Here is a 24365-nt window from a genome sequence, read left to right as displayed (position 1 = left end):
CGCAGCCAGGTTTTGCCCCGGCCCGGCCATTGGCGTCATAACAGAAGAGGCGACCCCGGGGTCGCCTCTGCGTTATAGCTGCCACAACATCGGCTATTTCTGACGCTTTTTGGCGTACTTGCGACGGGCCCGCGCCTGGCGCTCCTCTTCCCGTTCGGCCTTCTCCTTGGCCTTCTCCTCAGCCTCCTCTGCCGCCAGTATGATCTCGGCGCTCACCATCTCAGGGGTCTCCAGGGAGATGCGCCCCAGCATGCCTGAGCGGAACTCGTTGACCAGGATCTCGGAGGCCTTGTGCAGATCCGCCAGGCCGCCCTTGCGCACGAAGGCGCGCTGACGGGCGATCATCTCCAGCAGCTCGATCTCGGTCTCGGGCAGATCGGTTATCTGGTAGCGGGCCTTGATGCGCTCGGGGTAGGCCTTGATGAAATAATCGGCGGCGAACATGGCGATGTCGGCGTAGTCAAAGACGGTGTCCTTGATGGCCGCGGTGATGGCCAGCCGGTAGCCGCAGGAGGGCGGGTTGAGCTTGGGCCAGAGGAACCCCGGGGTATCGGTCAGGATGACGTTGTTGTCCAGCTTGATCCGCTGCTGGGACTTGGTCACCCCCGCCTCGTTGCCGGTCCGGGCTATGATGCGCCCCGCCAGGGTGTTGATCAGGGTGGACTTGCCCACGTTGGGGATGCCCATGATCATGGCCCGCACCCCGCGCAGGTCGAAGTTGCGCTCCGGCAGCATCTCGTGGCACAGGGTCAGCAGCGCCTTGATCTTCTCCGGCTCCTGCTGGGTCAGGGGCAACGCCTTGATCCCCTTCTCTTGTTCCATGTGCGCCACCCACAGCTCGGTGATCGCCGGATCGGCCAGATCCGCCTTGTTCAGCACCTTGATGACAGGGGTATCCCCACGCAGCTCTGGCACCAGGGGGTTCTCGCTGGAGAAGGGGATGCGGGCATCGAGCATCTCGATGATGACATCGACCTGGGGCATGACCTCGGCAATTTCTTTGCGGGCCTTGTGCATGTGGCCGGGGAACCAGTTGATGGACATATCCGTTACTCTCTCATTGGGGATGCTGGCCCCCGCTGGGGGCTGCGGGCGCCTGGTGATGCGCCAAACCGCTGGCACTCATCGCAAGGGGGCGCATTTTACCTGCTGCGGCCCCGATTTGACAGGCCATTGTGGCCACAGGCGTGCACGACCGCGGCGCCGGTGCCACCACGACGGCCTGGGGCAGAAGGGCAGACAGCTATCAATAAGTGGTTGATACAACATAACATTTATACGGTGCCTTCACCGTATTGTCATCCAGACTCACTAAAAGTGTCATCTGCCCCCTCTAGGCTGCGCTCAGGTTTTACAAGGAGCGAACCCCAATGAGAAACATGGCAGGACTTGCAGTGATGATAGGCGCCACCCTGGTCGCCGGCTGCAACTCCAACAATGACAGCAGCACCCCGGAGCCCAGCGCCAAAAACGTCATCTTCTTCCTCGGCGACGGCATGGGCCTCAACACCCTGACCGCCGCCCGCATCTACGGCGTGGGGGAAGAGGGCAGCCTCACCATAGACACACTGCCGGAAACGGCCTTCATCAAGACCTTCTCCCACGACGCCCAGGTCACAGACTCGGCCCCCTCCATGGCGGCCTACATGACAGGGGTCAAGAGCAACAACGGCGTCATCAGCATGGACAGCGACGCCACCTATGAGAGCAACTGCAGCCAGAGCGCCGGCAAGCCGGTCACCACCTTGCTGGAGCTGGCCAAGGCCGACGGCCGCGGCACCGGCGTGGTCACCAGCACCCGGGTCACCCATGCCACCCCGGCCGCCACCTATGCCCACATCTGCAACCGGGATCTGGAGGCCGACATCGCCGCCCAGCTGGTGCCGGGCGGTGCCGGTTATAACGGCGCCCTGAAAGAGGGGCTGGACGTGGTGCTGGGGGGCGGCAGCAGCTTCTTCCTGCCCACCGCCGACAAGGGCAAGCGGGAGGATGGCCGCAACCTCATCAGCGAGATGCAGGCCAAGGGCTACCAGTTTGCCAGCAACCTGGACGAGCTGAACCAGGCCGAGGCGGGCAAGCCGCTGCTGGGGCTGTTTGGCGCCAGCCACATGAAATATGACCTGGACAGGCCCGCCAGCGAGCCCTCCCTTGCCCAGATGACCCTGGCTGCCATCAAGCAGCTCAAGGACAAGGAGAAGGGTTACTTCCTGATGGTGGAGGGGGGCCGCATCGATCATGCCCTGCACGACACCAACGCCAAGCGCGCCCTGCAAGATACCCTCGCCTTCGACGACGCCATCAAGGCCACCATCGACGAGGTGAAGAAGACCGACCCCGAGCTGAAAAACACCCTGATAGTGGTCACCGCCGACCATGACCATACGCTAGTGCTGAACGGCTACGCCAAGCGTACCGGCAAGACCACGGCTGGCAACCCCGGCGTGCTCGGGCTGGTGAAGAACTACGAGACCGGCGAGCCGAGCAAGGACAGCGACGGCATGCCCTACACCATCATCGGCTTTGGCAACGGCTACAACCGGGTGGATGGCCCGCGCAGCAGCGTGGCACCGCTCGACGATGCCACCGTCTCGGCCGACGACTATCACCAGGAGGTGGTGGTCAAGGTGGGCGAGCTAGGCAACGAGACCCATGGCGGCACCGACGTCTTCCTCGGCGCCATCGGCCAGGGGGCAGACAGCTTCCACGGCTCCCTCGATAACACCGCCGTCTTCGGCAAGGTCAAGGCTGCGGCCAAGCTATGAGGATCATTCCCGTGAGAAAAACCATGAACAAAACCCTGGTGTGCACCGCCCTGTTCGCCGCCCTCGGCGGCCTGTCCCAGGCCCAGGCCAGCGATGCCAAGAACGTCATCCTCTTTATCGGCGACGGCATGGGCCCCAGCGTGCTCACCGCCACCCGCCTCTACAAGGTGGGGGAAGAGGGGGATCTCGAGATGATGAAGCTGCCACGCAGCGCCCGCATCAAGACCTTCTCCCACGATGCCCAGACCACGGATTCGGCTCCCTCAATGGCGGCCTACACCACAGGGGTCAAGATGAACAACGAGGTGATCGCCATGAGCAGCGACACCCAGGCCGTGGCACCGTCCAAGGATGCCAACGGCAACAAGGGCATCAACAACTGCACCGGCGACAACGGCACCCCGGTGCCAACCATACTCGAGCTGGCCAAGGCGGCGGGCAAGTCGGTAGGGGCCGTCACCACCACGGAGCTGACCCACGCCACCCCGGCGGCCACCTATTCCCACATCTGCCACCGGGACGCGGCCTACGCCATCGCCGAGCAGGCGGTACCGGGGGGCGCCGGCTTCAACGCCGCGCTGGGGGACGGGGTGGACGTGCTGATGGGGGGCGGAGCCAATCACTGGACCCCCTACAGCGCCAGCAACAAGGGGGGCCGGGCCGATGGCCGGGATCTCACCGCCGAACTGAGTGCCCAGGGCTATCAGTACGTCACCACCCAGAGCGATCTCGCCAAGGTCGAGAGCGGCAAGGTGCTGGGTCTGTTCAGTGCCAAGTCCCACCTCGACTACGAGCTGGACCGCGTCGCCAAGGGGGCGGCCAATACCCAGCCGTCCCTCTCCGAGATGACCGCCAAGGCGATCGATCTCTTGAGCCAGAACAGCCAGGGTTACTTCCTGATGGTGGAAGGGGGCCGCATCGACCACGCCCTGCACGCCACCAACGCCAAACGGTCGCTGACCGATGCGGTGGCGCTGGACGAGGCGGTCAAGACGGCGCTCGGCAAGGTGGACTTGAGCGATACCCTGATAGTGGTCACCGCCGATCACGACCACACCATGACCATCAACGGCTACTCCGCCAAGGGCAACCCTGTGCTGGATTTGGTCAAGAATGGCGACGGCTCCACCCAAAACGACGTGGATGGCAAGCCCTTCACCACCCTGGTGTTCGGCAACGGCCCTAACCGCGCGGACCTGCGCCCCACCCTCACCAGCAACCAGGTGATGGGGGATGACTACCTGCAGGAGACAGGGGTCAAGCTGGGCTCAGAGACCCACGGCGGCGGCGACGTGATGCTGTTTGCCGGCGGAGCTGGCAGCGGCCGCTTCAAGGGCACACTCGACAACACCCTGGTGTTCGGCAAGCTCAGGGAGGCGCTCGGCCTGTAAGAAAGAGGGCCCGGTGTCACGCCGGGCCCCCTTCTTTCGAGCGATCACCCATGATGCGATTGTTACTTCCGTTATGGCTCCTTGGCAGCACCCTCAGCTTCCCCCTGCTGGCCGACGAGGCCCCCGATCTGGCCGCCCGCATCCGCTATCAGGACAGGATCACCAGCAGCGACGGCATAGCCCGGGAGAACCACTGGCAGGAGAAATGGATCCGGGTCGGCAACCAGGTGTGGAGCCAGCGGCTCATCCCCCTGCCGCTCGCCCGCGCCTATCACGCCAGCCACGATGCCACTCCGGGCCACAAGCACTTCACCCACCAGATGGCGGCCCGCTGGGTCAGCCGCAGTGATGAGGGGGATCTGCAACTGCGCTACGCCGACGCCTGGCACAACCAACTGGTGGAGGTGCCGCCGGAGGAGTATGGCCAGGTGGCCTTTACCGCAGACTGGGCGCGCCTTCGCCACCTGGTAGACCCGGCCCTGCTGCAGGGCATGACCCCCCTCGACGAGGCGGCCCCCGAGCAGGCGCTCTGGTACGAGAAACGCGAGGGCAGGCAGCGCACCCGCATCCTCTGGTCGAGCCAATGGCAGTTGCCCCTGGTGGTGGAGTCCGCGAGCCTGGACGGCTATCGCAGCTACCGGATGGAGGTGACCCTCAAGCCCTTGCCAAAGCAGTTGCCCTGGCAGCAGCTCGATAGCTACCAGACCCTGGATCTGCGGGACTTCTTCGACTGACGGCCCGCTCCCCCCAATGGGTTGACTGACTTGGGGTTACGGGATGTTACACTCTGTGTACTCATCCCTGACCCGGTCTTCTATGCGTCTTCCCCTACTGCCTCTATTCTGCTGCGCCCTCCTCTTCCCGGGTCCCGGCGCCCACGCCGTGGTGGTCCTGGCCGCAGACGTTCCCCCTTATGTCATTCGCTCCCAGCAGGGGGCCCCGAGCGGCATGGCAATCGAGGTGCTGGAAGAGGCTGCCCGCCGCCTTCGGGAGCCGCTGGAGATAGAGCTGATGCCGCTGGCCCGCGCCCTCAGCCAGACCCGCCATCGGGCGGACGTCCTGCTGCTGCCACCGGCCAGGAGTCCCCAGCGCGAGCCCCTGTTCCTCTGGATTGCCCCCCTGCTGGAGGAGGCCTTCGTGCTGGTCAGCCACCGCCAGCACCACCCGGCTCCCCTCTCGGTCAAGGCGCTGTCCGGCCTGACCCTGGGGGCGATGCGCGGCTCTCATGGTCAGAGCCTGATCCAGCCCCTCAAGGGAGTGACCCGGGAGCTGGTCACCGAGGAGGTCAACAATGCCAGCAAGCTGGCGCTGGGCCGCATCCAGGGCTGGGCCGTGGCCTGGAACACCGCCCGCTACAACCAGCAACGGGCCGGCTTGCTCCTGGCGGATCTGGTGCGCGGCGACACCTTGCAAGAGAGCGCCCTCTACCTGGCCGCCAGCCCGCAGTTTCCTGCGGCCGAGGCGCTGCGCTGGCGCAAGGCGATTGAGGAGATGCGCGAGGATGGCAGCCTGGCGCGCATCCTGCGGCAGTACGATTACCAGGCGCCCTGACCCCCGGCCGGGCATTTGCCAAAGCCATTCAGAATGGTTATGGTATCCCCATGAAAGCGCTCATGATTTTTTCCAGTCTGCTCACACCCCGTTGAGCCCCCGCCCTCGCCCCTGACAGCGAGTCGCTCGGGGGCATCGCGCTTGCGATCTATTCTCACAATCCGAACCCTTTTTCGACCAGCTTGTCCGTCATCCTGGTCCTTTCAGCCATTGATAAGGAATACCCCATGCAACAGCCACATCTCGTCATCTCCAACCTGGATCTGGATCGCATCGAGCAACTGCTCGGCAACCACCCGCAACACCTGGCCCTGCAGGAGGAGCTGAACCGCGCCGAGATCCGCGACTCCGCCGACATGCCGCCTGACGTGGTGACCATGAACAGCACTGTGCGCTTCAAGATGCAAAACAGCGGCAATGACTTCTGCCTGACCCTGGTCTACCCGAAGGACGTGCAGGGGGATGAGTCGAAGATCTCCGTGCTGGCGCCGGTCGGCAGCGCCCTGCTGGGCTTGAAGGTGGGTGACAGCATCGCCTGGCCCGGCCCGGCCGGGCGCACCATACAGGTGGAGATACTGGAAGTGGTCTATCAGCCGGAGCGGGCGGGCGAGCTGCACCGCTGACAGGGCCGGGCACGCTCTGCCGCCCCGGTGAGCAGAGCGTGCCTCTCCTTATATTGCCGCCCTGAATCACGCACTCAGGTGAAGCACCCATAGCCGCGTCTCCTGCGCAGGGGCTCTCCTCCCCCTTGAGCCAGGGGGCGAGCGGGAGTATCTTGTTGGCCGCGCCAGCGCCCTGGCCGCAGATCTCAGGCTGACACCATGATAAAAATTGCCCTCATCGACGATCACCAGATAGTCCGCTCCGGCTTTGCCCAGTTGCTCAATCTCGAACCCGATCTGCGGGTCGTCGCCGAATTTGGCAGCGCCGCCGACGCCCTCGCCGGCTTGCCGGGCAGCGGCGTCCAGCTGTGCGTGTGCGACATCTCAATGCCGGATCAATCCGGGCTGGATCTGCTCAGGCAACTGCCCGCCGGCCTCGCCGTGGTGATGCTGTCGGTGCACGACAGCCCGGCCCTCATCGAGCAGGCCCTACAGGCCGGCGCCAAGGGGTTTCTCTCCAAGCGCTGCAGCCCGGAGGAGCTGATCGCCGCGGTACGCACCGCCGCCCAGGGTGGTTGCTACCTCACCCCGGACATAGCCCACAAGCTCGCCAGCAGCCACAGAGATCCCCTCACCAACAGGGAGCGGGAGGTGGCGCAGCTGCTGGCCGGCGGCATGGAGGTGAAGGCCATCGCCGAGCGCCTCGGCCTCTCCCCCAAGACGGTGCACGTGCACCGCGCCAACCTGATGGACAAGCTCAACGTCAACAACAACGTGGAGCTGGCCCACCGCATGCTGGACAGCTGGTGATCTCCCGCCTTGCCAGCTATGTCGCCATCTCGCTGGCGGCCTGCTTTATCTTCGCCGCCGGCTGGTTCTGCCTCTGGAGCATAGGGCTGCATCTGGTGGAGAGCCCGGTGCTGGCGGTGTTGCTGTTCCCCTTCGGGCTGCGGCTGGGTCTGCTGTTGCAGAGCCCCCTCCCCTACTGGCCGCCCCTGCTGCTCTGTGAAGCCCTGCTGCTTCACTGGCTCGATCGGGAGGTGGGCATGCCCCTGTGGCCCCTCATCCTGGCTGGCAGCCTGCTCACCTTGCTGCCGCTGCTCATCGCCCGCCGCCAGCGGGTGCGAGACGACTGGCAGCAACTGCTGGTGCTGCTCGCCACCGTCACCGTGGCGGCGGCCCTGCAATCCCTGCTCTGGCATCTGGCAGGGGAAGATGGCCTCACCGCCCTGCTGCTCACCCTGACCGGCGGCCTGACCCTCACCTCCACCTGCATGCTGATCTGGCACTATCTGACCCGCGCCACCTGGGTGCCGCTCGGCCCTGCGCTGGTGGATCAGCCGGTGGACTGGCGCTTTCGCCATCTGGTCTGGTATCTACTGCTGTTCCTGCTGAGCCTGGGGCTGCAGCTCGGCCTGCCGGATTCCCTGGTGCGCTTCACTCCGTTTTGCCTCGCCATTCCCATCATGGCCATGGCCTGGCGCTACGGCTGGCAGGGGGCCCTGCTCGCCACCCTGATGAATACGGTGGCCCTGATGGCGGGCCAGGCCTGGCACGAACATCCCCTGGATCTGCTGCTCTCCCTGCTGGCCCAGAGCCTGACCGGCCTGCTGCTGGGGGCCGGCATCCAGCGCCAGCGCGAGCTCAACCAGGCGCTGACCCGCCAGCTCGCCCACAACCGCCAGCTCACCGAGCGGCTGCTGGAGACCGAGGAGAGCATCCGCAAGGAGGTGGCCCGGGAGCTGCACGACGACATAGGCCAGACCATCACCGCCATCCGCACCCAGGCGGGCATAGTGCGCCGCCTCGCGCCGGACAACACCCATGTCGGCCAGAGCAGCGCCCTTATCGAGACCCTGTCGCTCGGGATCTACGATGCGGTGCGCGGCCTGCTCGGTCGCCTGCGCCCGCGCCAGCTCGACGACATGAGCCTGGAGCAGGCGGTGCGCGGCCTGCTGCGGGAGCTGGAGCTGGAGCGGCGCGGAATCGTCACCCGGCTGGAGTGGGGGCTGGCGGATGAGGCGCTCTCGGACGCCCAGCGAGTCACCCTGTTTAGGGTCTGTCAGGAGGGGCTCAACAACGTGGTCAAGCACGCCAATGCCAGTGCTGTCACCATACTGGCCCGCCAGCAGGCCGATCGGGTGCTGCTGCAACTGGACGACGACGGCTGCGGCCTGCCCGAGCAGACGCCCCAGGGCTATGGCCTGCTCGGCATTCGCGAGCGGGTGCAGGCGCTGGGGGGGACGCTGCGGCTCTCCTGCGTCCAGGGGACCCAGCTGACTGTCAACCTCCCCAGCCGCAAACGGGAGGAGTCCCATGACTGATCCAGGCTCCAGAAGGCAGGGCGCCCCATGCTGAGCTTTATGAAGAGCCGCCCGGCGGCCCCTCTGGTGCGGGATCAGGCCGAGATCGATGCCAGCTATCGCCATTGGCGCCTCCACATACTGCTGACCATGTACCTGGGCTATGCGGTCTTCTATTTCACCCGCAAGAGCTTCAACTTCGCCATGCCGGACATGCTGGCGAGCGGCATCCTGGACAAGGCCGACATCGGCATGATGTGGACCCTGTTCTACCTCACCTATGGCTGCTCCAAGTTCGTCTCCGGCATCATCAGCGACAGGGCCAATCCCCGTTACTTCATGGGGCTGGGGCTGATGGCGACCGGGGTCATCAACATACTGTTCGGCCTCTCGTCGGCCCTCTGGATGTTCGTGGCACTCTGGATTGCCAACGCCTTCTTCCAGGGCTGGGGCTGGCCCCCCTGCTCCAAGCTGCTCACCAGCTGGTACTCGAGGACCGAGCGCGGCTTCTGGTGGTCGGCCTGGAACACGGCACACAACGTGGGCGGGGCCCTGATCCCGCTTATCGTCAGCACCATAGCCCTGCAGCACGGCTGGCGCTACGGCATGATAGTGCCCGGCCTCATCGCCATACTGGCCGGGCTGCTGCTGTGCTGGCGACTGCGGGACACCCCGAGCACCCTGGGGCTGCCCACGGTCGGACAGTGGCGCCAGGACGCCCTGGAGATGGCCCAGCAGACCCAGGATGTCGGCCTGGACCCGCGCCAGATCCTGCGTAAATACGTGCTCGGCAATCCCTACATCTGGCTGCTCGCCTGCTGCTACGTGCTGGTCTACGTGGTGCGCACCGCCATCAACGACTGGGGCAACCTCTACATGACGGAGCAGCGCGGCTTCAACCTGATGAGCGCCAACTCGGCCATCTCGATGTTTGAGGTGGGGGGCTTTATCGGCGCCCTGGTGGCGGGCTGGGGCTCGGACAAGCTGTTCAACGGCAACCGGGGGCCCATGAACCTCATCTTCGCCATGGGGATACTGCTCTCTGTGGGGTCACTCTGGCTGATGCCCTTCTTCAGCTACGTGATGCAGGCGGCCTGCTTCTTCACCATCGGCTTCTTCGTGTTCGGTCCCCAGATGCTGATCGGCATGGCGGCGGCGGAGTGCTCCCACAAGGATTGCGCCGGGGCCGCCACCGGCTTCGTCGGGCTCTTTGCCTACATGGGGGCGGCGCTGTCGGGGTATCCGCTGGCCAAGGTGATGGAGATCTGGCACTGGAACGGCTTCTTCGTGGTCATCTCGGTGGCGGCCGGGGTCTCGGCCTTGTTGTTGCTCCCCTTCCTCAAGGCCCAGGCGCCGCGGACCCTCGCAGCCGAAACGGGCTAAGAGGCCGACCCCCGACCCTGCTGCTGCACCTCTTCAGGCTGAAGGCCCAGGCGCCCCGCCCCCTCGCAACCGAACCGGGCTGAGCATCACGGCTCAGGCCGGCAGGCAGACCCGGTTCTTGCCGCTGCGCTTGGCCTGATAGAGGGCGCGGTCCGCCTGCCCGAACAGGGTATCGAGATGCCAGCCCCTGGCATAGGGCACCAACCCCAGGCTAGCGGTGACCTGGATGCCGTCCAGGGGCAGCGTCGCTATGCCCTGACGGATCTGCTCGCAACGGGCCTGCTGAGCCAGGGCATCCCCCTCGGGCAGCAGCAGCACAAACTCCTCGCCGCCGAAGCGGCTGGCCACCAGATCCCCCTGACCGGCCAGATAGGCGCCTACCGCCGCCAGCACCCTGTCCCCCGCCTCGTGACCGTGGCGATCGTTGATCTGCTTGAAGTCATCGAGATCCAGCACCACCAGCGCCCCCTGTTTGGGCGCAGTCACACAGCGATCCATAAAGCCACGCCGGTTGAGCAGGCCCGTCAAAGGATCCTGGCTCGCCTGCCGACGCAGGGCCAGGGCCCGGTACTGGGTACAGAGCAGCAGCACCCCGAAGGTGGAGAGGTAGTTGCCCATCAACATGGAGAGGAAGGGCAACACATTGACCACGTGCGGATCCATCAGCACCCGCACCTCGCCACTGAGCAGGGCCCCCATGCGCACCAGGTTGAAGCCGTAGAGCAGTATGTTGACCACGGTAAACACCAGCACGGCCGGCAGGTAGGCCGGATAGCCATGCCGCCAGATGAGCAGCACCACCACGGCCCCCAGCACCATGTAGCTCAGGCAGGCCAGCAGCACCCGGGGGGCCATCTCATCGTTGAACAGCACGCTCCAGCAGAGGATTAGCAGGTAGACCAGCATGAAGATCGCAAAGGCCCGCCAGTTCGGCGGCTCGCCGAAGAAGCGCTGCAGCGCCAGCGGCATCAGCGCTATGCAGAGGGTGATGAGCAGGTTGGCCAGCCAGATCCCCGCGATATGGGGGGCGAACGCCTGCATAAAGAACAGCGCCTGGGCCGCCAGGGCACAGAGGCTGGACCACCACCAGAGCCCGAGGCCGGGGATCTCCCTGTGGGTCGACCAGATGATGGAGAGGGTGATGAATCCCAGGCTGTAGCCCCCGAGGGCCATGAGCATCAGCGTGAATACATCCAGATTGAGCAGAATTGAGGTGTCCATTCCCGAGCCTTCCATTGGGGATGGCTGAGTATATGGGAAGCCCATGACAAGACACAGAGGGAGCCTACTGGCGCGATGAAATATTTTCCGGCTCCCCCAGCTGGCCCGATGCCTGGCACTCAAGGTTCGTTCGGCCCAGATTTCCCACCGACCACACAGCAAAATGCCTGCCAACTATTTTTGCACTTGAACCCGCGCCATTAGATAGATATGTTGTTTTCATGTGGTTTTATGAGCCGTGCCGCGAGGAAAAAGCGCCACTAACCTATTGAGTCGTCTGACACAATCGGATTTTGGTACATTTTTCACTCAATGAATGGGGAGTAGAATCTCATATGGGGCTTTTGCCTCAATCAAGACAATAATCCTGTCTTGCCTGCTGCCGGATGCAGCAGTCTCTTGTGCCATGGAGTCGCACGGAGCAGGTTCAAGGCCGAACACACTTTCGACAGAGACGTCACTTATGATCAAAAAACTCATTCTCTCTACCCTGCTGCTGTGCGGGCTCGCCAACGCCGCGCCCAGCTCCACCCTGGACGCCGTGCTGGAGCGCGGTGTGCTGCGGGTCGGCTTCGACGCCGGCTATCAACCCTTCGAGATGACCAACAAGCAGGGCCAGTACATCGGCTTCGATGTGGATCTGGCCAAGATGGTCGCCAAGGAGATGGGCGTGAAGGTGGAGTTCGTCAACACCGCCTGGGACGGCATCATCCCGGCCCTGCTGACCGACAAGTTCGACGTCATCATGGGCGGCATGACGGTCACCCCCCAGCGCAACCTGCGCGTCAACTTCGCCGACCCCTACATAGTCGTGGGCCAGACCATAGTGCTGCGCAAGGACAAGGCGGGGGAGATCAAGTCCTTCAGCGATCTGAACGATCCTAAGTACAAGATCGCGGTCAAGCTCGGCACCACTGGCGAGCAGGCGGTCAAGCGCCTGATCCCCAAGGCCACCTTGCTGCAGTTTGAAACCCAGGACGACGCCAAGCTGGAAGTGATCAACGGCAAGGTGGATGCCTTCGTCTACGACCTGCCCTACAACGCCATCTTCGCCTCCCAGAACACCGGCGCCGTGGTGCACCTGGACAAGCCCTTCACCTTCGAGCCGCTGGCCTGGGCCATCCGCAAGGGGGATCAGGACACCCTCAACTGGTTCAACAACTACCTGCGCCAGATCAAGGGTGACGGCAGCTACGACCGTCTCTACAAGAAGTGGTTTGAATCCAACGCCTGGCTCAACCAGCTCAAATAACCTCTCAAGGGGCGGTTCGCCGCCCCTTCACGCAGACCCCACACAATAACGACAAGAGAGGTTGTGACAGTGATCAACCCCAAAATCACAAGACAGATGGAAAAACAGCCCAACCTGCTGCTCTGGCACGGGGTTTTCCTGCTGATGCTGCTGGCCGCCATCTTTGGCATCTACAAGGCCGTGCAGGCGGTGGATTACACCTGGCGCTGGGAACGCATTCCCCAGTACATCGCCTATCAGGCCGAACAGAAACAGTACGCAGAATTTGACGGCACAGTGGTGGCTGGCACCACCTCCGCAGAGAAGGGCCAGCTCTTCCTGCAAGACGATCTCGACCCCAACCGTCGTCAGGCCATCGCCAGCACAGGCGCCCAGGTTGCCGAAGGGGATACAGTCTTCCAGGGCGACACCCTGGACACCCAACTGAGCTGGACCGCCGGCCCCATCGCCTGGGGCGTCTGGGTCACGGTCAAGCTTTCCCTGGTCGCGGGCATCTTCGCCATACTGCTGGGCACCCTGGCCGGCCTCGCCCGCCTCTCCCCCAATCCCGCCCTGCGCAACCTGGCGGTCACCTACGTGGAGCTCATTCGCGGCACTCCGCTGCTGGTGCAGATCTTCATCGTATATTTCTTTATCGGCACTGTGCTCAACCTCGACAGATTCACCGCCGGGGTAGCGGCGCTGGCCGTCTTCACCGGCGCCTATGTGGCCGAAATCGTGCGCGCCGGCATCAGCTCCATCCACAAGGGCCAGATGGAGGCGGGCCGCAGCCTTGGCATGACCTCGGCCCAGACCATGCGCTACGTCATCCTGCCCCAGGCGTTCAAGCGGGTCTTGCCCCCCCTGGCGGGCCAGTTCATCAACCTCATCAAGGACTCCTCCCTGGTCTCGGTCATCTCCATCACGGATCTCACCAAGGCCGGGCGGGAGGTGGTCAGCTCCACCTTCAGCCCGTTCGAGGTGTGGTTCACCGTGGCCCTGCTCTACCTGGTGCTCACCGGCACTCTCTCCTTCCTGGTGCGTCGTCTGGAGGTGAAATATGCGCGCAGCAACTGATCCCATTATCAAGGCTCAACAGGAGCCGAGAAGTGCAGCCATCACCGGCACGCCCTGCCCCTTCCCGGTACGTCGTCTGGAGGTGAAATATGCGCGCAGCAACTGATCCCATTATCAAGGCTCAACAGGAGTCGAGAAGTGCAGCCATCACCGGCACGCCCCGCGCCTTCCCGGTACGTCGTCTGGAGGTGAAATATGCGCGCAGCAACTGATCCCATTATCAAGGCTCAACAGGAGTCGAGAAGTGCAGCCATCACCGGCACGCCCCGCGCCTTCCCGGTGCGACATCTGGAGGTGAAATATGCGCGCAGCAACTGATCCCATTATCAAAGCTAGCGGCGTGGAAAAATTCTACGGCACCGAGGTGCACGCCCTCAAGAACGTCAGCACCCAGGTGGCCGAAGGGGAAGTGGTGGTGATAGTGGGGCCGAGCGGCTCTGGCAAATCCACCTTCCTGCGCACCCTCAACCAGCTCGAGACCATCAACGACGGCCATATCGAGGTGGATGGCATCAGCCTCACCGAGCCGGGCGACGTCAACAAGCTGCGGGAAGAGGTGGGCATGGTGTTCCAGTCCTTCAACCTCTTCCCCCACTTGAACGTGCTGGACAACATCAGCCTCGCCCCCCAGAAGGTGCGGGGGTTGTCCCGCAAGGATGCCGAGGAGCGGGCCAAGGCCCTGCTGCTGAAAGTGGGGCTGTCGAACAAGGCCCAGAGCTACCCGTCCCAGCTCTCCGGCGGCCAGCAACAGCGGGTGGCCATAGCCCGGGCGCTCGCCATGCAGCCGCGCATCATGCTGTTTGACGAGCCCACCAGCGCGCTGGACCCCGAGATGGTGGGTGAGGTGCTGGACGTCATGAAGGGCCTGGCCCGGGAAGGCATGACCATGGTGGTGGTGACCCACGAGATGGGCTTTGCCCGGGAAGTGGCGGACAGGGTGCTCTTCATGGAGAGCGGCGAGCTGCTGGTGGATGAAAAACCCACCGACTTCTTCGACAACCCTCCCTCACCGCGCCTGCGCCAGTTCCTGAGTCAGGTGTTGTGACCGCAAGCTTCGACAACCCAGAGCGCCTGCGCCAGTGACTGCGTCAGTTGCTGCAAGGGAAAGAGATACAACAGAGGGAGCCCTGGGCTCCCTCTGTTGTTGAGGCTGATGGGTGCGCCTCAGAAGCGATAACCTGTCATCAGCCCGGCGTAGTGTTGTTCGGGCAGCACTAGGGGGGCCAGGATCCAGCGATCGGTGGCAAAGGCGCCAAGTGCCGCGCCCAGCGCATTGACGCTCGCGTCCAGGGCAGAGAAGTCGCCGTTTCTCGACGCCAGCTCCCCCACCACCCCGATCCCGGTGGAGATCCCGAACCCTATCCAGCCTCTGTGCTCCCGATAGCCGTAGTGATCGGCCACTGCCGTGAAGCCCGCCCCCATGGCCGCGCCCCCGGCGAAATGACTCAGCTCGCTGTTGAAGCTGTCATTGGCCTGCGCACTCGCGCTCAGCAGGCCGAACATGACACACAGATGAACCGCTCTCACTCTCCCCTCCACTGGCGACACCCTGCCGCCCCTGGCAACCTCGTTCTCCCAGTGTATGCGAGGCCCCGCCGGACGACGGGTGCCGCCCAGAGCTGACTCATCCAGGGCTTATCGCCAACGGCCAGGCTTTGTCAGCAAAAACAAGCTATTGGATCTCGGTACCGGTAGCGGCAGGCACACCTGGGTCATCAAATGTTAATGAATTTTTAAATTCATTCGGTATGCTGGAACCCAACTGGTCCAACCGGATGCCTCACATGGATGTGCAACTGCTGCTGCTCTACCTCTCCCCCCTCTTTCTGGCCTTTGTCGGCTGGGAGATGCTCTATCTGCGCAAACACGGGGCAGCCTTTCCCACCGCCTCCTACCAGTGGCGGGACCTGTTCGCCAACGCCGCCCTGGCATTGATGCACCAGGGGGGCGATGCCCTGGCGGCCATCGCCATCGCCTACCTCTATGAGGGTCTGTGGGGCTGGCGACTGTTCGACATAGAGCTGAACCTCTGGAGCCTCTTGCTGCTCTTCCTGCTGCAGGATCTCTGCTACTGGCTGTTCCACTTTGCCAGCCACCATGTGCGCTGGCTCTGGGCCTCCCACGTGGTGCACCACAGCTCGGAGCGGCTCAACCTCTCCACCGCCTTTCGCCAGAGCCTGATGTACCCTGTCTCCGGCATGTGGCTGTTCTGGATCCCCATGATCCTCATCGGCTTCCCCCCCGAGGCCGTGGTCGCCACAGTGCTGCTGAGCCTGGGCTTTCAGTTCTTCGTTCACACCCAGGTGGTGGGCAAGCTGGGCTGGCTGGAACGGGTCTTCAACACCCCCTCCCACCACAGGGTGCACCACGCCAGCAACCCCAAATACATAGACCGCAACTTCGCCGGGGTGCTGATCATCTGGGATCGGCTGTTTGGCACCTTTGTGGAGGAAGACTTGGGCGAGCCCTGTCGCTTCGGTATCACCAAGCCCGTCCACAGCTTCAATCCCCTCACCCTCACCTTCCACGAGTGGCGCGACATGCTGCATGACGCCCGTGGCCTGCCGTGGCGACAAAAACTCGCCGTGCTGTTTGGCAAACCGGCGGGCCCGGGGGACGCCTGAGTTGCGCGCCACCCGCCACCAAAAAAGAGAGCGCCACCAGGGCGCTCTTTTCATCGGGTCACCACCTCACTCAGACATGGGCAAAGGACCAGATGGCCGGCACCAGGCTCACCAGGGTGATCCCGGCCAGCAGCCGCTCGCGCAGGCTGAGCCGCTGATCCGCCCCGAGCTGGCGGCGGCTGTAGAGAAACAGCAGCAGACCCGGCCCGTAGAGCAGCAAGGAGAGCAGCAGATACTCCACCCCGGCGGCATAGAGCAGCCAGAGACCGTAACCGCTCGACACCAGGGCCACCACCCGCACCAGGCCACTGCCCTGCCCGCTTAAGGAGAGCTTGAGCAGGAAGAGGCCGATCAGCAGGTAGGGCACCAGTATCATGGAGGTGGAGATGAGCAGCAGGTTGGTATACCCCTTGCCGAGCAGCCACACCAGCAGCAGGCAGCCCTGCACCGTCAGGCTGGTGAGCCAGAGCGAGGCTATGGGGGTGCCGTTGCGGTTCTGGCGCCGGAAGATGGCCGGGAAGGCGCCGTGGCGCGCCGCGCTGAAGGGCACCTCGGCCGAGAACAGGGTCCAGCTCACGTAAGAGGCGAGCACAGAGACGATGAGGCCGACGCTTATCAGCACCTTGCCCCAGGAGCCCGTCATCTGGGCCATCAGCCCCGCCATGGAGGGGTTGGGCAGGGCCGCGAGCTCGGGGCGACTCAAGATCCCCAGCGCCAGCACAGAGATGAGCACATAGAGCAGCAGCGCCAGTACCACGCCGAGCACTGTGGCCGTGCCCACGTCCCGCTTGTTTCTCGCCCGGGCCGAGAGCACGGCCGCCCCCTCGATGCCGGTGAAGACCCAGAGAGTGATCAGCATGGTGTTGCGCACCTGCTCGGAGACCGGCACCGCCAGTGTGCTGCCCTGCTGATCCGCCGCGAAGGTGACGGGATCGAACCAGTAGCAGGCGAACAGGATGAACAGCAGCAGCGGCAGGCTCTTGGCCAGGGTCGCCACCAGGTTGAACAGGGCCGCCTGCTGCACGCCGCGGGCCACCAGCAGGTGCACCGCCCAGAGGATGCAGGACTCGCCGATAAAGGCCGCCAGCGTATTACCGTCACCAAACCAGATCTGTTCGGGGGTATCGACAAAGCTGCCCAGCGCCGCGAAGGCGATCACCAGATAGCCCACCACGCCTATGGTGGCGCAGAGCCAGTAGCCCCAGGCGGAGAAGAAGCCCACCAGATCCCCAAAACCGGCGCGGGCATAGCTGTAGATGCCGCCGTCTAGCTCGGGTCTTAGCCGCGACAGGTAGAGGAAGCTCGCGGCCAGCGCCAGTATGCCCACCCCGGTGACGCCCCAGCCGATCAGCACGGCGCGGGCACCGGCCACCTCGGCCATGTTCTGGGGCAGGCTGAAGATCCCCGCCCCCACCATGGAGCTGAACACCAGGGCGGTGAGAGACCAGAGGCCTATTTTGCTCTCTTTCATGGACTCTCCTTAGCGCAGCCGGCTGCTCAGGGCCTGGATGTGCTCCGGGCCTATGCCGCAGCAGCCGCCGATGAGGGAGGCCCCGGCACCGCGCCAGCGCTCGGCCCAGCCGAGGTAATCCTGCGGCCCCAGATCGGCGCGGATCTCATCCAGCCCGTCGTTGGCGGTGGCCTCCTTGGGCTGGGGCGGGAAGGCGTTGGCATAGGCGCCGAGGCGAATGTCGGTGCGGCCCAGGGCCTGCAAGCGGGCGCTCGCCACCTTGAGCGCCCCTTCAATCACCTCGGGCTGGCAGCAGTTGAACAGGATGGCGCTCACCCCGGCCGACGCCAACGCGGCGACCGCATCGGCCACCCGCTCACCGGAGCGCAGAGTCGGCTCGCTGCCCGGCGCCTCGTCCTCCAGGGTGAAGGAGACCCAGAACGGCTTGCCATCGCCTGGCAGCAGCGCCTTGAGGGCCAGCGGCTCGGCGATCAGGCTCATGGTCTCGGCCAGCCAGAGATCCACATGAGGTGAGAGGCCCCGGATAAGCGGTGTGGCCAGCTCGCTCACCCTGTCCGCCTCGAACAGGTCGGCACGGTAGGAGCCAAACAGCGGTGGCAATGAACCGGCCACCTGCACGGCACCAGCCTGCCCGTCGGCCACGTCGCGGGCCAGCTGCCCGGCCAGGGCTGCAAGCCGCTCGCCATCCGCGGCGAAGCGCCCGTCACCGATATGAAACGGCACCAGGGCATAGCTGTTGGTGGTGATGACCCGGGCACCACTGACCACATAGGCCTGATGCACCTCGCGCACAGTCTCTGGTGCCTCCATCAGGGCCAGGGCCGACCACTCCGGCTGGCGAAACGGCGCGCCCCGCCGTGCCAGCTCACGCCCCATGCCACCATCCAGTACCCACAAATCCTTTGTATCCATCTCTGTCTCTCTGCGTGTCCCCGTCATGACGGGTGTTTATTGTGTGAAAAAACATTAAGCCATCAAAACATCTAGACGGCTACAAGTCCTGTGCATCATGGCGCAAAGCAGAGGGAGAGGCAATCGGGAACTAGGAACAAATCTGAGCAAGCTCAGGATGATAGCGGCAAAGGGAGGCCCCTCGTCCTTGCCACCCAGGGCCCGAGTCCACAGGCCTGAACGACAAGAGGCCACCCCGGGGGTGGCCTCTTGTGAAGCATGGATGGGCTGGCGACTCAGCGCCCCGCCAGTACCCGCTTGGTCTGCTTGACCCAGTCGGAGACTCTCCCCTGCTGGTGGAATCCTTGCCAGATCTGCTCCCACTGGGCCGGACTCAGGGGGCGGCCCAACCTGCGCTGCACACCGGCATAGAGGTAGTCGTGGGCCGTGGTGCGGGCCTGGGCCGAGGTGAGGAACTTGGCCACAGGATCGGTCAGGCGCACATCCCGCATGCCGAGCAAGGGGTAATCGCTGTGCACCGCCGCCAGCATGGTCTCACGCATGGCCGACTCTATGTAGCCACGGGCGAACAGGGCGGTCACCGACTCCAGCGACCCCTGATCCGGACCATGGTACTCCTCATCGAACACCGGGCTCGGCTCTGCCACTGCGCTTTGCACCACGGCATCGGGGTCCGGCTGCGGCGCCACTACAGCGGCCTTGGGAGCCACGGGCTTGGGAGCGGCGGCGGGTTTGCGGGGAGCGCTCTGGCTGCAGGCCCCCAGCGCCAGGGCGAGAGCCACACAGCTCAACGCACGGGAATAAGACGGCATCTTCATGACTCCTTGGTAACTCCTTTCACGATTCCAGGGCGGGTTTCTCGGCCAGCACAGGCTCCACCCGGGTGACCAGCAACTGATCGATCTTGTAGCTGTCGATGTCCACCACTTCGAACTTGTAGCCCGCATATTTCACCGAGTCCGTCCGCTTGGGGATCTTGCGCAGCATGAACATGATGAAACCGGCGATGGTCTCGTAGTTCTGGTTCCCCGGGAACTCCTCGATATCGAAGGCCCGCATGACATCGGAGATGGGGGTGACCCCGTCCACCAGCCAGGAGTTCTCGTCCCGCTGCACTATCTGCTCTTCCATCGCATGGGTGGCCCACTCGCCCATGACGGTGCTCATCAGGTCATTCATGGTGACTATGCCCACCACCAGGGCGTACTCGTTCATCACCACGGCGAAATCACCGCGATGGTTCTTGAAGTACTCCATGGCCTCGTAGAGGTTCAAGGTGTCGGGAATGATGATGACGTTCTGCACCAGGGAGCCGCTGTTGAGATCTATGCTCTGGCCGCTGATGACGCGGATCAGCAGCTCCTTTGCGTCGACGAAGCCCTTGATGCTGTCGAGGTTGTGGTCACAGACCAGGAACTTGTTGTGGGGGTGCTCGGCAATCTTGGCCTTGATGCTCTCTTCGCCCTCTTGCAGGGTGAAGTAGATGAGGCTCTCGCGGGCCGTCATGGCGGAGGTGACGCCCAAGGATTGCAGCTCGAACACGTTCTCGATGAGCTGGTGCTCCTCACGCTGGATGACGCCGGCCTCGGCGCCCGCATCCATCACCGCATAGATGTCGTCCGAGGTGATCTCGTCGTTGCGCACCATGGAGACCCGCAGCAGGCGGAACAGGGCGTTGGCCAGGCCGTTGAAGAACCACACCAGCGGCATCAGCAGGGTCACGCACAGCAGCATGGGACGCACCACCACCACCGCAACCCGTTCCGGCATCGTCATGGCCAGGCGCTTGGGCATCAAGTCCGCTATCAGGATGAACATGCCGGTGACGAACACGAAGGAGGCGATCGAGCTTATCTGGGAGAGCCAGGGGCCCTGATAGAAGCCGGAGATCAACGACTTGATGGCGGGGTTCAGGGCGGATTCGCCCAGGATGCCGCCCAGGATGGCGACGGTATTGAGGCCTATCTGCACCACGGTAAAGAAGTTACCTGGCTGGGCCTGCAGTGCCAGCACTTTTTCGGCATGGCGATTGCCCTCGTCGGCCATCACCTGCAACTTGATCTTGCGGGAGGCGGCGAGAGAGATCTCGGAAAGCGAGAAGAACACGCTGCCGGCGACCAGCAGCATCAAAAAGAACAAACTATCGGCAAAACTCATGATTAACCTATTGCTACAGCCGCCTTAGCACAAGACGGCAAACTGGGCCCGGGAAACCGGACCGTGACTCCATCCGGGACTCACACAGGGGCAATATTCTAGCAGAAAAGCGCCCCGTGGGGCGCGTTATCTTAAGCCGCCCCCCAATGCAATAAAAAAGGCGCTCAAGGCGCCTTTTTATTCATTTCTGTCTCAATGCTTGCCCAGCAGGTCGCTCAGCTCGTCCGCCTTGGTGTGGCGCACGTCCTTGCCCTTGACGTAGTAGACGATGTATTCGCAGATGTGCTGGCAACGGTCGCCGACCCGCTCTATGGCCCGCGCCGCCCACAGTACGTTCAGCACCTGGGGAATGGTGCGGGGATCTTCCATCATGTAGGTCATCAGCTCGCGGATGATGGACTCGTATTCCCTGTCCACCTTGTCATCTTCCTTGTAGACGGCGATAGCCGCCTCCAGATCCATGCGGGCGAAGGCGTCGAGCACGTCGTGCAGCATCTTGATGGTGCGGCGGCCCATGTTCTCGAGGGACACCAGCGGCGGCTGCGGCTTGTTGGCGTTGTCGGTCAGCATGCGGGCTATCTTGTCCGCCACATCGCCGATGCGCTCCAGATCCGTGATGGTCTTGATGATGGCCATCACCAGGCGCAGGTCGGACGCGGTGGGCTGGCGCTTGGCGATGATGCGGGTGCACTCCTCGTCGATGGCCACTTCCATGGCGTTGACCTTGTGGTCGTTGGCCACTATCTTGCGCGCCGCATCCAGATCCTGGATGTGGATGGCGGAGATGGCGTCCGTCAGCTGCTGCTCCACCAGACCGCCCATCACCAGCACCTGGTTGCGCACGTTCTCGAGCTCGGCATTGAACTGACCGGAGATGTGTTTATTGAGGTTCATATTGTCCATACAAATAATCCTTGTTGCTCCGATTATGCCTTAGCCGTTGAACCGACCGGTAATCTGTTTATTGATGCTCATCTTGTTCATACCAATAACCCTTGTTGCACCAACCATGCCTTAGCCGTTGAACCGACCGCCAATCTGTTTCTTGTGGTTCATGTCAGTCATCCTCATCTCTTAGCCGTAACGACCGGTGATATAGTCCTCGGTCTTCTTCTTGGCCGGGGTGGTGAAGATGGTGTTGGTGTTCGAGTACTCGATGAGCTCACCCATGTACATGAAGGCGGTCTGATCCGACACCCGCGCCGCCTGCTGCATGTTGTGGGTCACTATCACCACGGTGAACTGGCTCTTGAGCTCGTTGATCAGCTCCTCGATGGTGAGGGTGGAGATGGGGTCGAGCGCCGAGGTCGGCTCATCGAGCAACAGCACTTCCGGCTCGATGGCGATGGCCCGGGCGATCACCAGACGCTGCTGCTGACCACCTGAGAGGCCGAAGGCGTTGTCGTGCAGGCGATCCTTCACCTCTTCCCACAGGGCTGCGCCGCGCAGTGAGCGCTCGGCGGCCTCGTCCAGGGTGCGTCTGTCGTTGATGCCCTGCAGGCGCAGGCCATAGACCACGTTCTCATAGATGGATTTCGGGAAGGGGTTGGGGCGCTGGAACACCATGCCGACCTGACGGCGCAGGGCGGAGACATCCACGCTCTTGTCATAGATGTTGTGGCCGTGCAGCTGGATTTCCCCCTCGATGCGGCAGATCTCCACCAGATCGTTCATCCGGTTGATGCAGCGCAGCAGGGTCGACTTGCCACAGCCGGACGGGCCGATAAAGGCCGTCACCTGCCCTTTCGGGATCTTCATGTTGACGTTGAACAGCGCCTGCTTGTTGCCGTAATACAGGTTGAGATCCTTGACCTCAAGGGCGGTCTGCTCCGGGCTCAGGTTGAGCAGGTCCAGGGCGGTATGCTGGGTCGAAGTCGGTGTTACGTTGATCATCTGTTACCTCAAATCTCTCTGGGGTGGCCGGATACATTCCGGCGACCATCATGCTGTTGATGGCGGCCGCTGGGCCGCGCATCTCTTGTCTCAGTCAGGTGGCCGGATTAATGCTCCAGCGACCGGAATTTCTCGCGCAGGTGGTTACGAATACCGATAGCCGTCAGGTTGAGGCCCACTATCACAGTCACCAGCAGGAAGGAGGTGGCATAGACCAGGGGCCGCGCCGCCTCGACGTTCGGGCTCTGGAAGCCGACGTCATAGATGTGGAAGCCCAGGTGCATGAACTTGCGCTCCACGTGCAAGTACGGGAAGTTGCCATCCATCGGCAACGTGGGAGCAAGCTTCACCACCCCCACCAGCATCAGCGGTGCCACTTCACCGGCGGCCCGGGCTATCGCCAGGATGAGGCCTGTCATGATGGCCGGGCTCGCCATGGGCAGCACTATGCGCCACAGGGTCTCGGCCTGGGTGGCCCCCAGGGCCAGGGAGCCCTGGCGTATGGTGCTCGGGATCCGCGCCAGCCCCTCTTCGGTGGAGACGATCACCACCGGCAGGGTCAGGATGGCCAGGGTCAGCGCCGACCAGATGACGCCGGGGGAGCCAAAGGTCGGGCTCGGCAGCGCTTCCGGGTAGAACAGCTGGTCTAACGAACCACCGAGCGTGTAGACGAAGAAGCCGAGGCCAAACACGCCGTAGACGATGGAGGGCACACCCGCCAGGTTGATCACCGCGATGCGGATGATCTTGGTCAGGCTGTTCTTGCCCGCGTACTCGTGCAGGTAGACAGCGGCCACCACGCCGAGCGGTGTCACTATGATGGCCATCAGCAACACCATGAAGACGGTGCCGAAGATGGCGGGGAAGACGCCGCCCTCGGTGTTGGCCTCACGGGGATCGTCGGAGACGAACTTGCCAATCTGGTGGAACCAGTGTCCTACCTTGGCGGGCAGGCTCATGTCGTTGGGCCAGACCACGTCCAGCACCTTGGACATGGGCATGGTCACCAGCTCGCCACGCATATCCTTGACGGTAATGGCGTCACGATCCGCCTGGGCGCGCAGGGAGAAGAGCTCCTTCTCCAGCACCAGATAGCGATCGTTCAGGGCCTGGCGCTGGGCGGCGAGATCCGCCTTGAGCGCGTCGGTCAGCTCCCCTTCCAGCTCCGCCTTGCGCTCTTTCAGACGCAGTCGCTCCAGCTGGTAGTTGATGCCGCCGATGTCTCCCTTTTGCAGATCGTTGGCCTGCTCCGACAGGGCGTTGGCTCGTGCCAGCACCCGCTGCAGGGCAGGATGCAGATCTGCCGTCAGCTCTTTGCCATCCTCTTTCACCGAGGTGATGTAACCGTAGAAGTTGCCGTTGGTGGCACGCTCCACCATGGCGAGCTCGGCCGGCTGGCTCTGGGACTTGATGTCGGTCTCCAGCACCCAGCGAAAATCGAGGTCGACAAACTCACGGTTGCCGGTCTTGACCAGATATCGGGTCAGCAGCTCGCGCTCCTCCCCCTCCAGCGCCTGGCCCGCAGCGCGCAGCCGCTCCACAGGTACCATCTCGCGGTCATTGATCTCGCCGATCAGCACGCTCTTGTTGCCGCTGGCATCTTCAAGCTGCCACTCATAGATGGGGTGCGGCCAGAAGTAGACCAGACCACGCCAGCCGATCAGCAGCAACAGACCCAGTACGGCTACCAGACTCAGGCTGACGGCGCCGCCTGTCATCCAGATCCAGGGGGCCCCTGATTTAAACCACTTACCCATTGTTGATTCCTTGTCCATATACAGAACGCC

The 24365-nt window shown here is 63.5% G+C and carries 25 protein-coding genes; 15 read left to right on the top strand and 10 right to left on the bottom strand.

Annotated elements, in window-relative coordinates; genetic code table 11:
- Positions 1-93 precede the first annotated feature (93 nt).
- On the bottom strand, positions 94-1044 hold the full coding sequence (gene ylqF / locus Aeroheme_RS07770) for a ribosome biogenesis GTPase YlqF (protein ID WP_106886395.1): 951 nt from the start codon (positions 1042-1044) through the stop codon (positions 94-96).
- A 326-nt stretch (positions 1045-1370) separates the two neighbouring features.
- On the opposite strand from ylqF, the gene Aeroheme_RS07765 reads away from it, so the two are divergent.
- From Aeroheme_RS07765 to Aeroheme_RS07730, 8 genes are all read left to right on the top strand, one after another.
- The gene (locus Aeroheme_RS07765) at positions 1371-2762 is read left to right on the top strand and encodes an alkaline phosphatase (RefSeq protein ID WP_411167022.1); all 1392 of its coding nucleotides are present in this window, start codon (positions 1371-1373) and stop codon (positions 2760-2762) included.
- Positions 2763-2785: 23 nt separating this feature from the next.
- Positions 2786-4153, top strand: a complete 1368-nt coding sequence (locus tag Aeroheme_RS07760) for an alkaline phosphatase (RefSeq protein WP_411167021.1) — start codon at positions 2786-2788, stop codon at positions 4151-4153.
- A gap of 50 nt (positions 4154-4203) precedes the next feature.
- Positions 4204-4887, top strand: coding sequence for a hypothetical protein (locus tag Aeroheme_RS07755; protein WP_411167020.1), 684 nt, complete (start codon positions 4204-4206; stop codon positions 4885-4887).
- An 82-nt stretch (positions 4888-4969) separates the two neighbouring features.
- The gene (locus Aeroheme_RS07750; protein ID WP_411167019.1) at positions 4970-5704 is read left to right on the top strand and encodes a substrate-binding periplasmic protein; all 735 of its coding nucleotides are present in this window, start codon (positions 4970-4972) and stop codon (positions 5702-5704) included.
- Between the two features lie 227 nt (positions 5705-5931).
- Complete coding sequence (gene rnk, locus Aeroheme_RS07745; RefSeq protein WP_411167018.1) at positions 5932-6327, top strand: nucleoside diphosphate kinase regulator; 396 nt, start codon at positions 5932-5934, stop codon at positions 6325-6327.
- A gap of 198 nt (positions 6328-6525) precedes the next feature.
- Complete coding sequence (gene uhpA, locus Aeroheme_RS07740; RefSeq protein WP_139437025.1) at positions 6526-7116, top strand: transcriptional regulator UhpA; 591 nt, start codon at positions 6526-6528, stop codon at positions 7114-7116.
- The gene (gene uhpB / locus Aeroheme_RS07735) at positions 7113-8630 is read left to right on the top strand and encodes a signal transduction histidine-protein kinase/phosphatase UhpB (RefSeq protein WP_411167017.1); all 1518 of its coding nucleotides are present in this window, start codon (positions 7113-7115) and stop codon (positions 8628-8630) included. Before uhpA ends, uhpB begins: the two co-directional genes overlap by 4 nt.
- Before the next feature lie 27 nt (positions 8631-8657).
- Complete coding sequence (locus Aeroheme_RS07730) at positions 8658-9992, top strand: MFS transporter (protein ID WP_139744153.1); 1335 nt, start codon at positions 8658-8660, stop codon at positions 9990-9992.
- Between the two features lie 93 nt (positions 9993-10085).
- Here the strand turns inward: Aeroheme_RS07730 and Aeroheme_RS07725 are convergent, their stop codons facing one another.
- Positions 10086-11213, bottom strand: coding sequence for a GGDEF domain-containing protein (locus Aeroheme_RS07725; protein WP_411167016.1), 1128 nt, complete (start codon positions 11211-11213; stop codon positions 10086-10088).
- Positions 11214-11676: 463 nt separating this feature from the next.
- On the opposite strand from Aeroheme_RS07725, the gene Aeroheme_RS07720 reads away from it, so the two are divergent.
- From Aeroheme_RS07720 to Aeroheme_RS07695, 6 genes are all read left to right on the top strand, one after another.
- Positions 11677-12465 carry a transporter substrate-binding domain-containing protein gene (locus Aeroheme_RS07720; protein WP_162520050.1) on the top strand — a complete coding sequence of 263 codons (789 nt, stop codon included), beginning with the start codon at positions 11677-11679 and terminating at the stop codon, positions 12463-12465.
- Positions 12466-12561: 96 nt separating this feature from the next.
- Positions 12562-13521, top strand: a complete 960-nt coding sequence (locus tag Aeroheme_RS07715) for an amino acid ABC transporter permease (RefSeq protein ID WP_411167228.1) — start codon at positions 12562-12564, stop codon at positions 13519-13521.
- The gene (locus tag Aeroheme_RS07710; protein WP_411167015.1) at positions 13505-13627 is read left to right on the top strand and encodes a hypothetical protein; all 123 of its coding nucleotides are present in this window, start codon (positions 13505-13507) and stop codon (positions 13625-13627) included. Before Aeroheme_RS07715 ends, Aeroheme_RS07710 begins: the two co-directional genes overlap by 17 nt.
- Positions 13611-13733 (top strand): hypothetical protein, encoded by a 123-nt coding sequence (locus tag Aeroheme_RS07705; protein WP_262110816.1) that lies wholly within the window; start codon positions 13611-13613, stop codon positions 13731-13733. Before Aeroheme_RS07710 ends, Aeroheme_RS07705 begins: the two co-directional genes overlap by 17 nt.
- Positions 13717-13839 carry a hypothetical protein gene (locus Aeroheme_RS07700; RefSeq protein WP_408857271.1) on the top strand — a complete coding sequence of 41 codons (123 nt, stop codon included), beginning with the start codon at positions 13717-13719 and terminating at the stop codon, positions 13837-13839. Before Aeroheme_RS07705 ends, Aeroheme_RS07700 begins: the two co-directional genes overlap by 17 nt.
- On the top strand, positions 13823-14566 hold the full coding sequence (locus Aeroheme_RS07695; RefSeq protein ID WP_163149812.1) for an amino acid ABC transporter ATP-binding protein: 744 nt from the start codon (positions 13823-13825) through the stop codon (positions 14564-14566). The genes Aeroheme_RS07700 and Aeroheme_RS07695 overlap by 17 nt, the downstream gene beginning before the upstream one ends.
- A 119-nt stretch (positions 14567-14685) precedes the next feature.
- Here Aeroheme_RS07695 and Aeroheme_RS07690 read toward each other — a convergent pair whose 3' ends face one another.
- Positions 14686-15048 (bottom strand): hypothetical protein, encoded by a 363-nt coding sequence (locus tag Aeroheme_RS07690; protein WP_171273571.1) that lies wholly within the window; start codon positions 15046-15048, stop codon positions 14686-14688.
- A 257-nt stretch (positions 15049-15305) separates the two neighbouring features.
- Between Aeroheme_RS07690 and Aeroheme_RS07685 the strand changes: the two genes are divergently transcribed.
- Positions 15306-16145 carry a sterol desaturase family protein gene (locus Aeroheme_RS07685; protein ID WP_408776919.1) on the top strand — a complete coding sequence of 280 codons (840 nt, stop codon included), beginning with the start codon at positions 15306-15308 and terminating at the stop codon, positions 16143-16145.
- Between the two features lie 70 nt (positions 16146-16215).
- On the opposite strand, the gene Aeroheme_RS07680 is transcribed toward Aeroheme_RS07685, so the two are convergent.
- From Aeroheme_RS07680 to pstA, 7 genes are all read right to left on the bottom strand, one after another.
- Complete coding sequence (locus Aeroheme_RS07680) at positions 16216-17616, bottom strand: basic amino acid/polyamine antiporter (RefSeq protein ID WP_411167014.1); 1401 nt, start codon at positions 17614-17616, stop codon at positions 16216-16218.
- A gap of 9 nt (positions 17617-17625) precedes the next feature.
- Positions 17626-18528: a homocysteine S-methyltransferase family protein gene (locus Aeroheme_RS07675; RefSeq protein ID WP_411167013.1), complete on the bottom strand. Its 903-nt coding sequence runs from the start codon at positions 18526-18528 to the stop codon at positions 17626-17628.
- A 275-nt stretch (positions 18529-18803) separates the two neighbouring features.
- A complete protein-coding gene (locus tag Aeroheme_RS07670) occupies positions 18804-19346 on the bottom strand; it encodes a hypothetical protein (protein ID WP_411167012.1) in 543 nt (180 codons plus the stop codon).
- A gap of 19 nt (positions 19347-19365) precedes the next feature.
- Complete coding sequence (locus tag Aeroheme_RS07665; RefSeq protein ID WP_106886381.1) at positions 19366-20685, bottom strand: hemolysin family protein; 1320 nt, start codon at positions 20683-20685, stop codon at positions 19366-19368.
- A 192-nt stretch (positions 20686-20877) separates the two neighbouring features.
- On the bottom strand, positions 20878-21588 hold the full coding sequence (phoU, locus tag Aeroheme_RS07660; protein WP_025327511.1) for a phosphate signaling complex protein PhoU: 711 nt from the start codon (positions 21586-21588) through the stop codon (positions 20878-20880).
- Between the two features lie 171 nt (positions 21589-21759).
- Positions 21760-22578 carry a phosphate ABC transporter ATP-binding protein PstB gene (pstB, locus tag Aeroheme_RS07655; RefSeq protein ID WP_005328825.1) on the bottom strand — a complete coding sequence of 273 codons (819 nt, stop codon included), beginning with the start codon at positions 22576-22578 and terminating at the stop codon, positions 21760-21762.
- Between the two features lie 107 nt (positions 22579-22685).
- Positions 22686-24335: a phosphate ABC transporter permease PstA gene (gene pstA / locus Aeroheme_RS07650; RefSeq protein ID WP_106886380.1), complete on the bottom strand. Its 1650-nt coding sequence runs from the start codon at positions 24333-24335 to the stop codon at positions 22686-22688.
- Between the last annotated feature and the right edge of the window lie 30 nt (positions 24336-24365).

Origin of the sequence: Aeromonas sp. DSM 116730 (assembly GCF_046581335.1) — a bacterium.
In the GTDB taxonomy this organism is placed as follows: Bacteria; Pseudomonadota; Gammaproteobacteria; order Enterobacterales; family Aeromonadaceae; genus Aeromonas; species Aeromonas rivipollensis.
The sequence above is the reverse complement of the archived record's forward strand: the minus strand, read 5'-3'. Positions and strand labels throughout refer to the sequence as shown.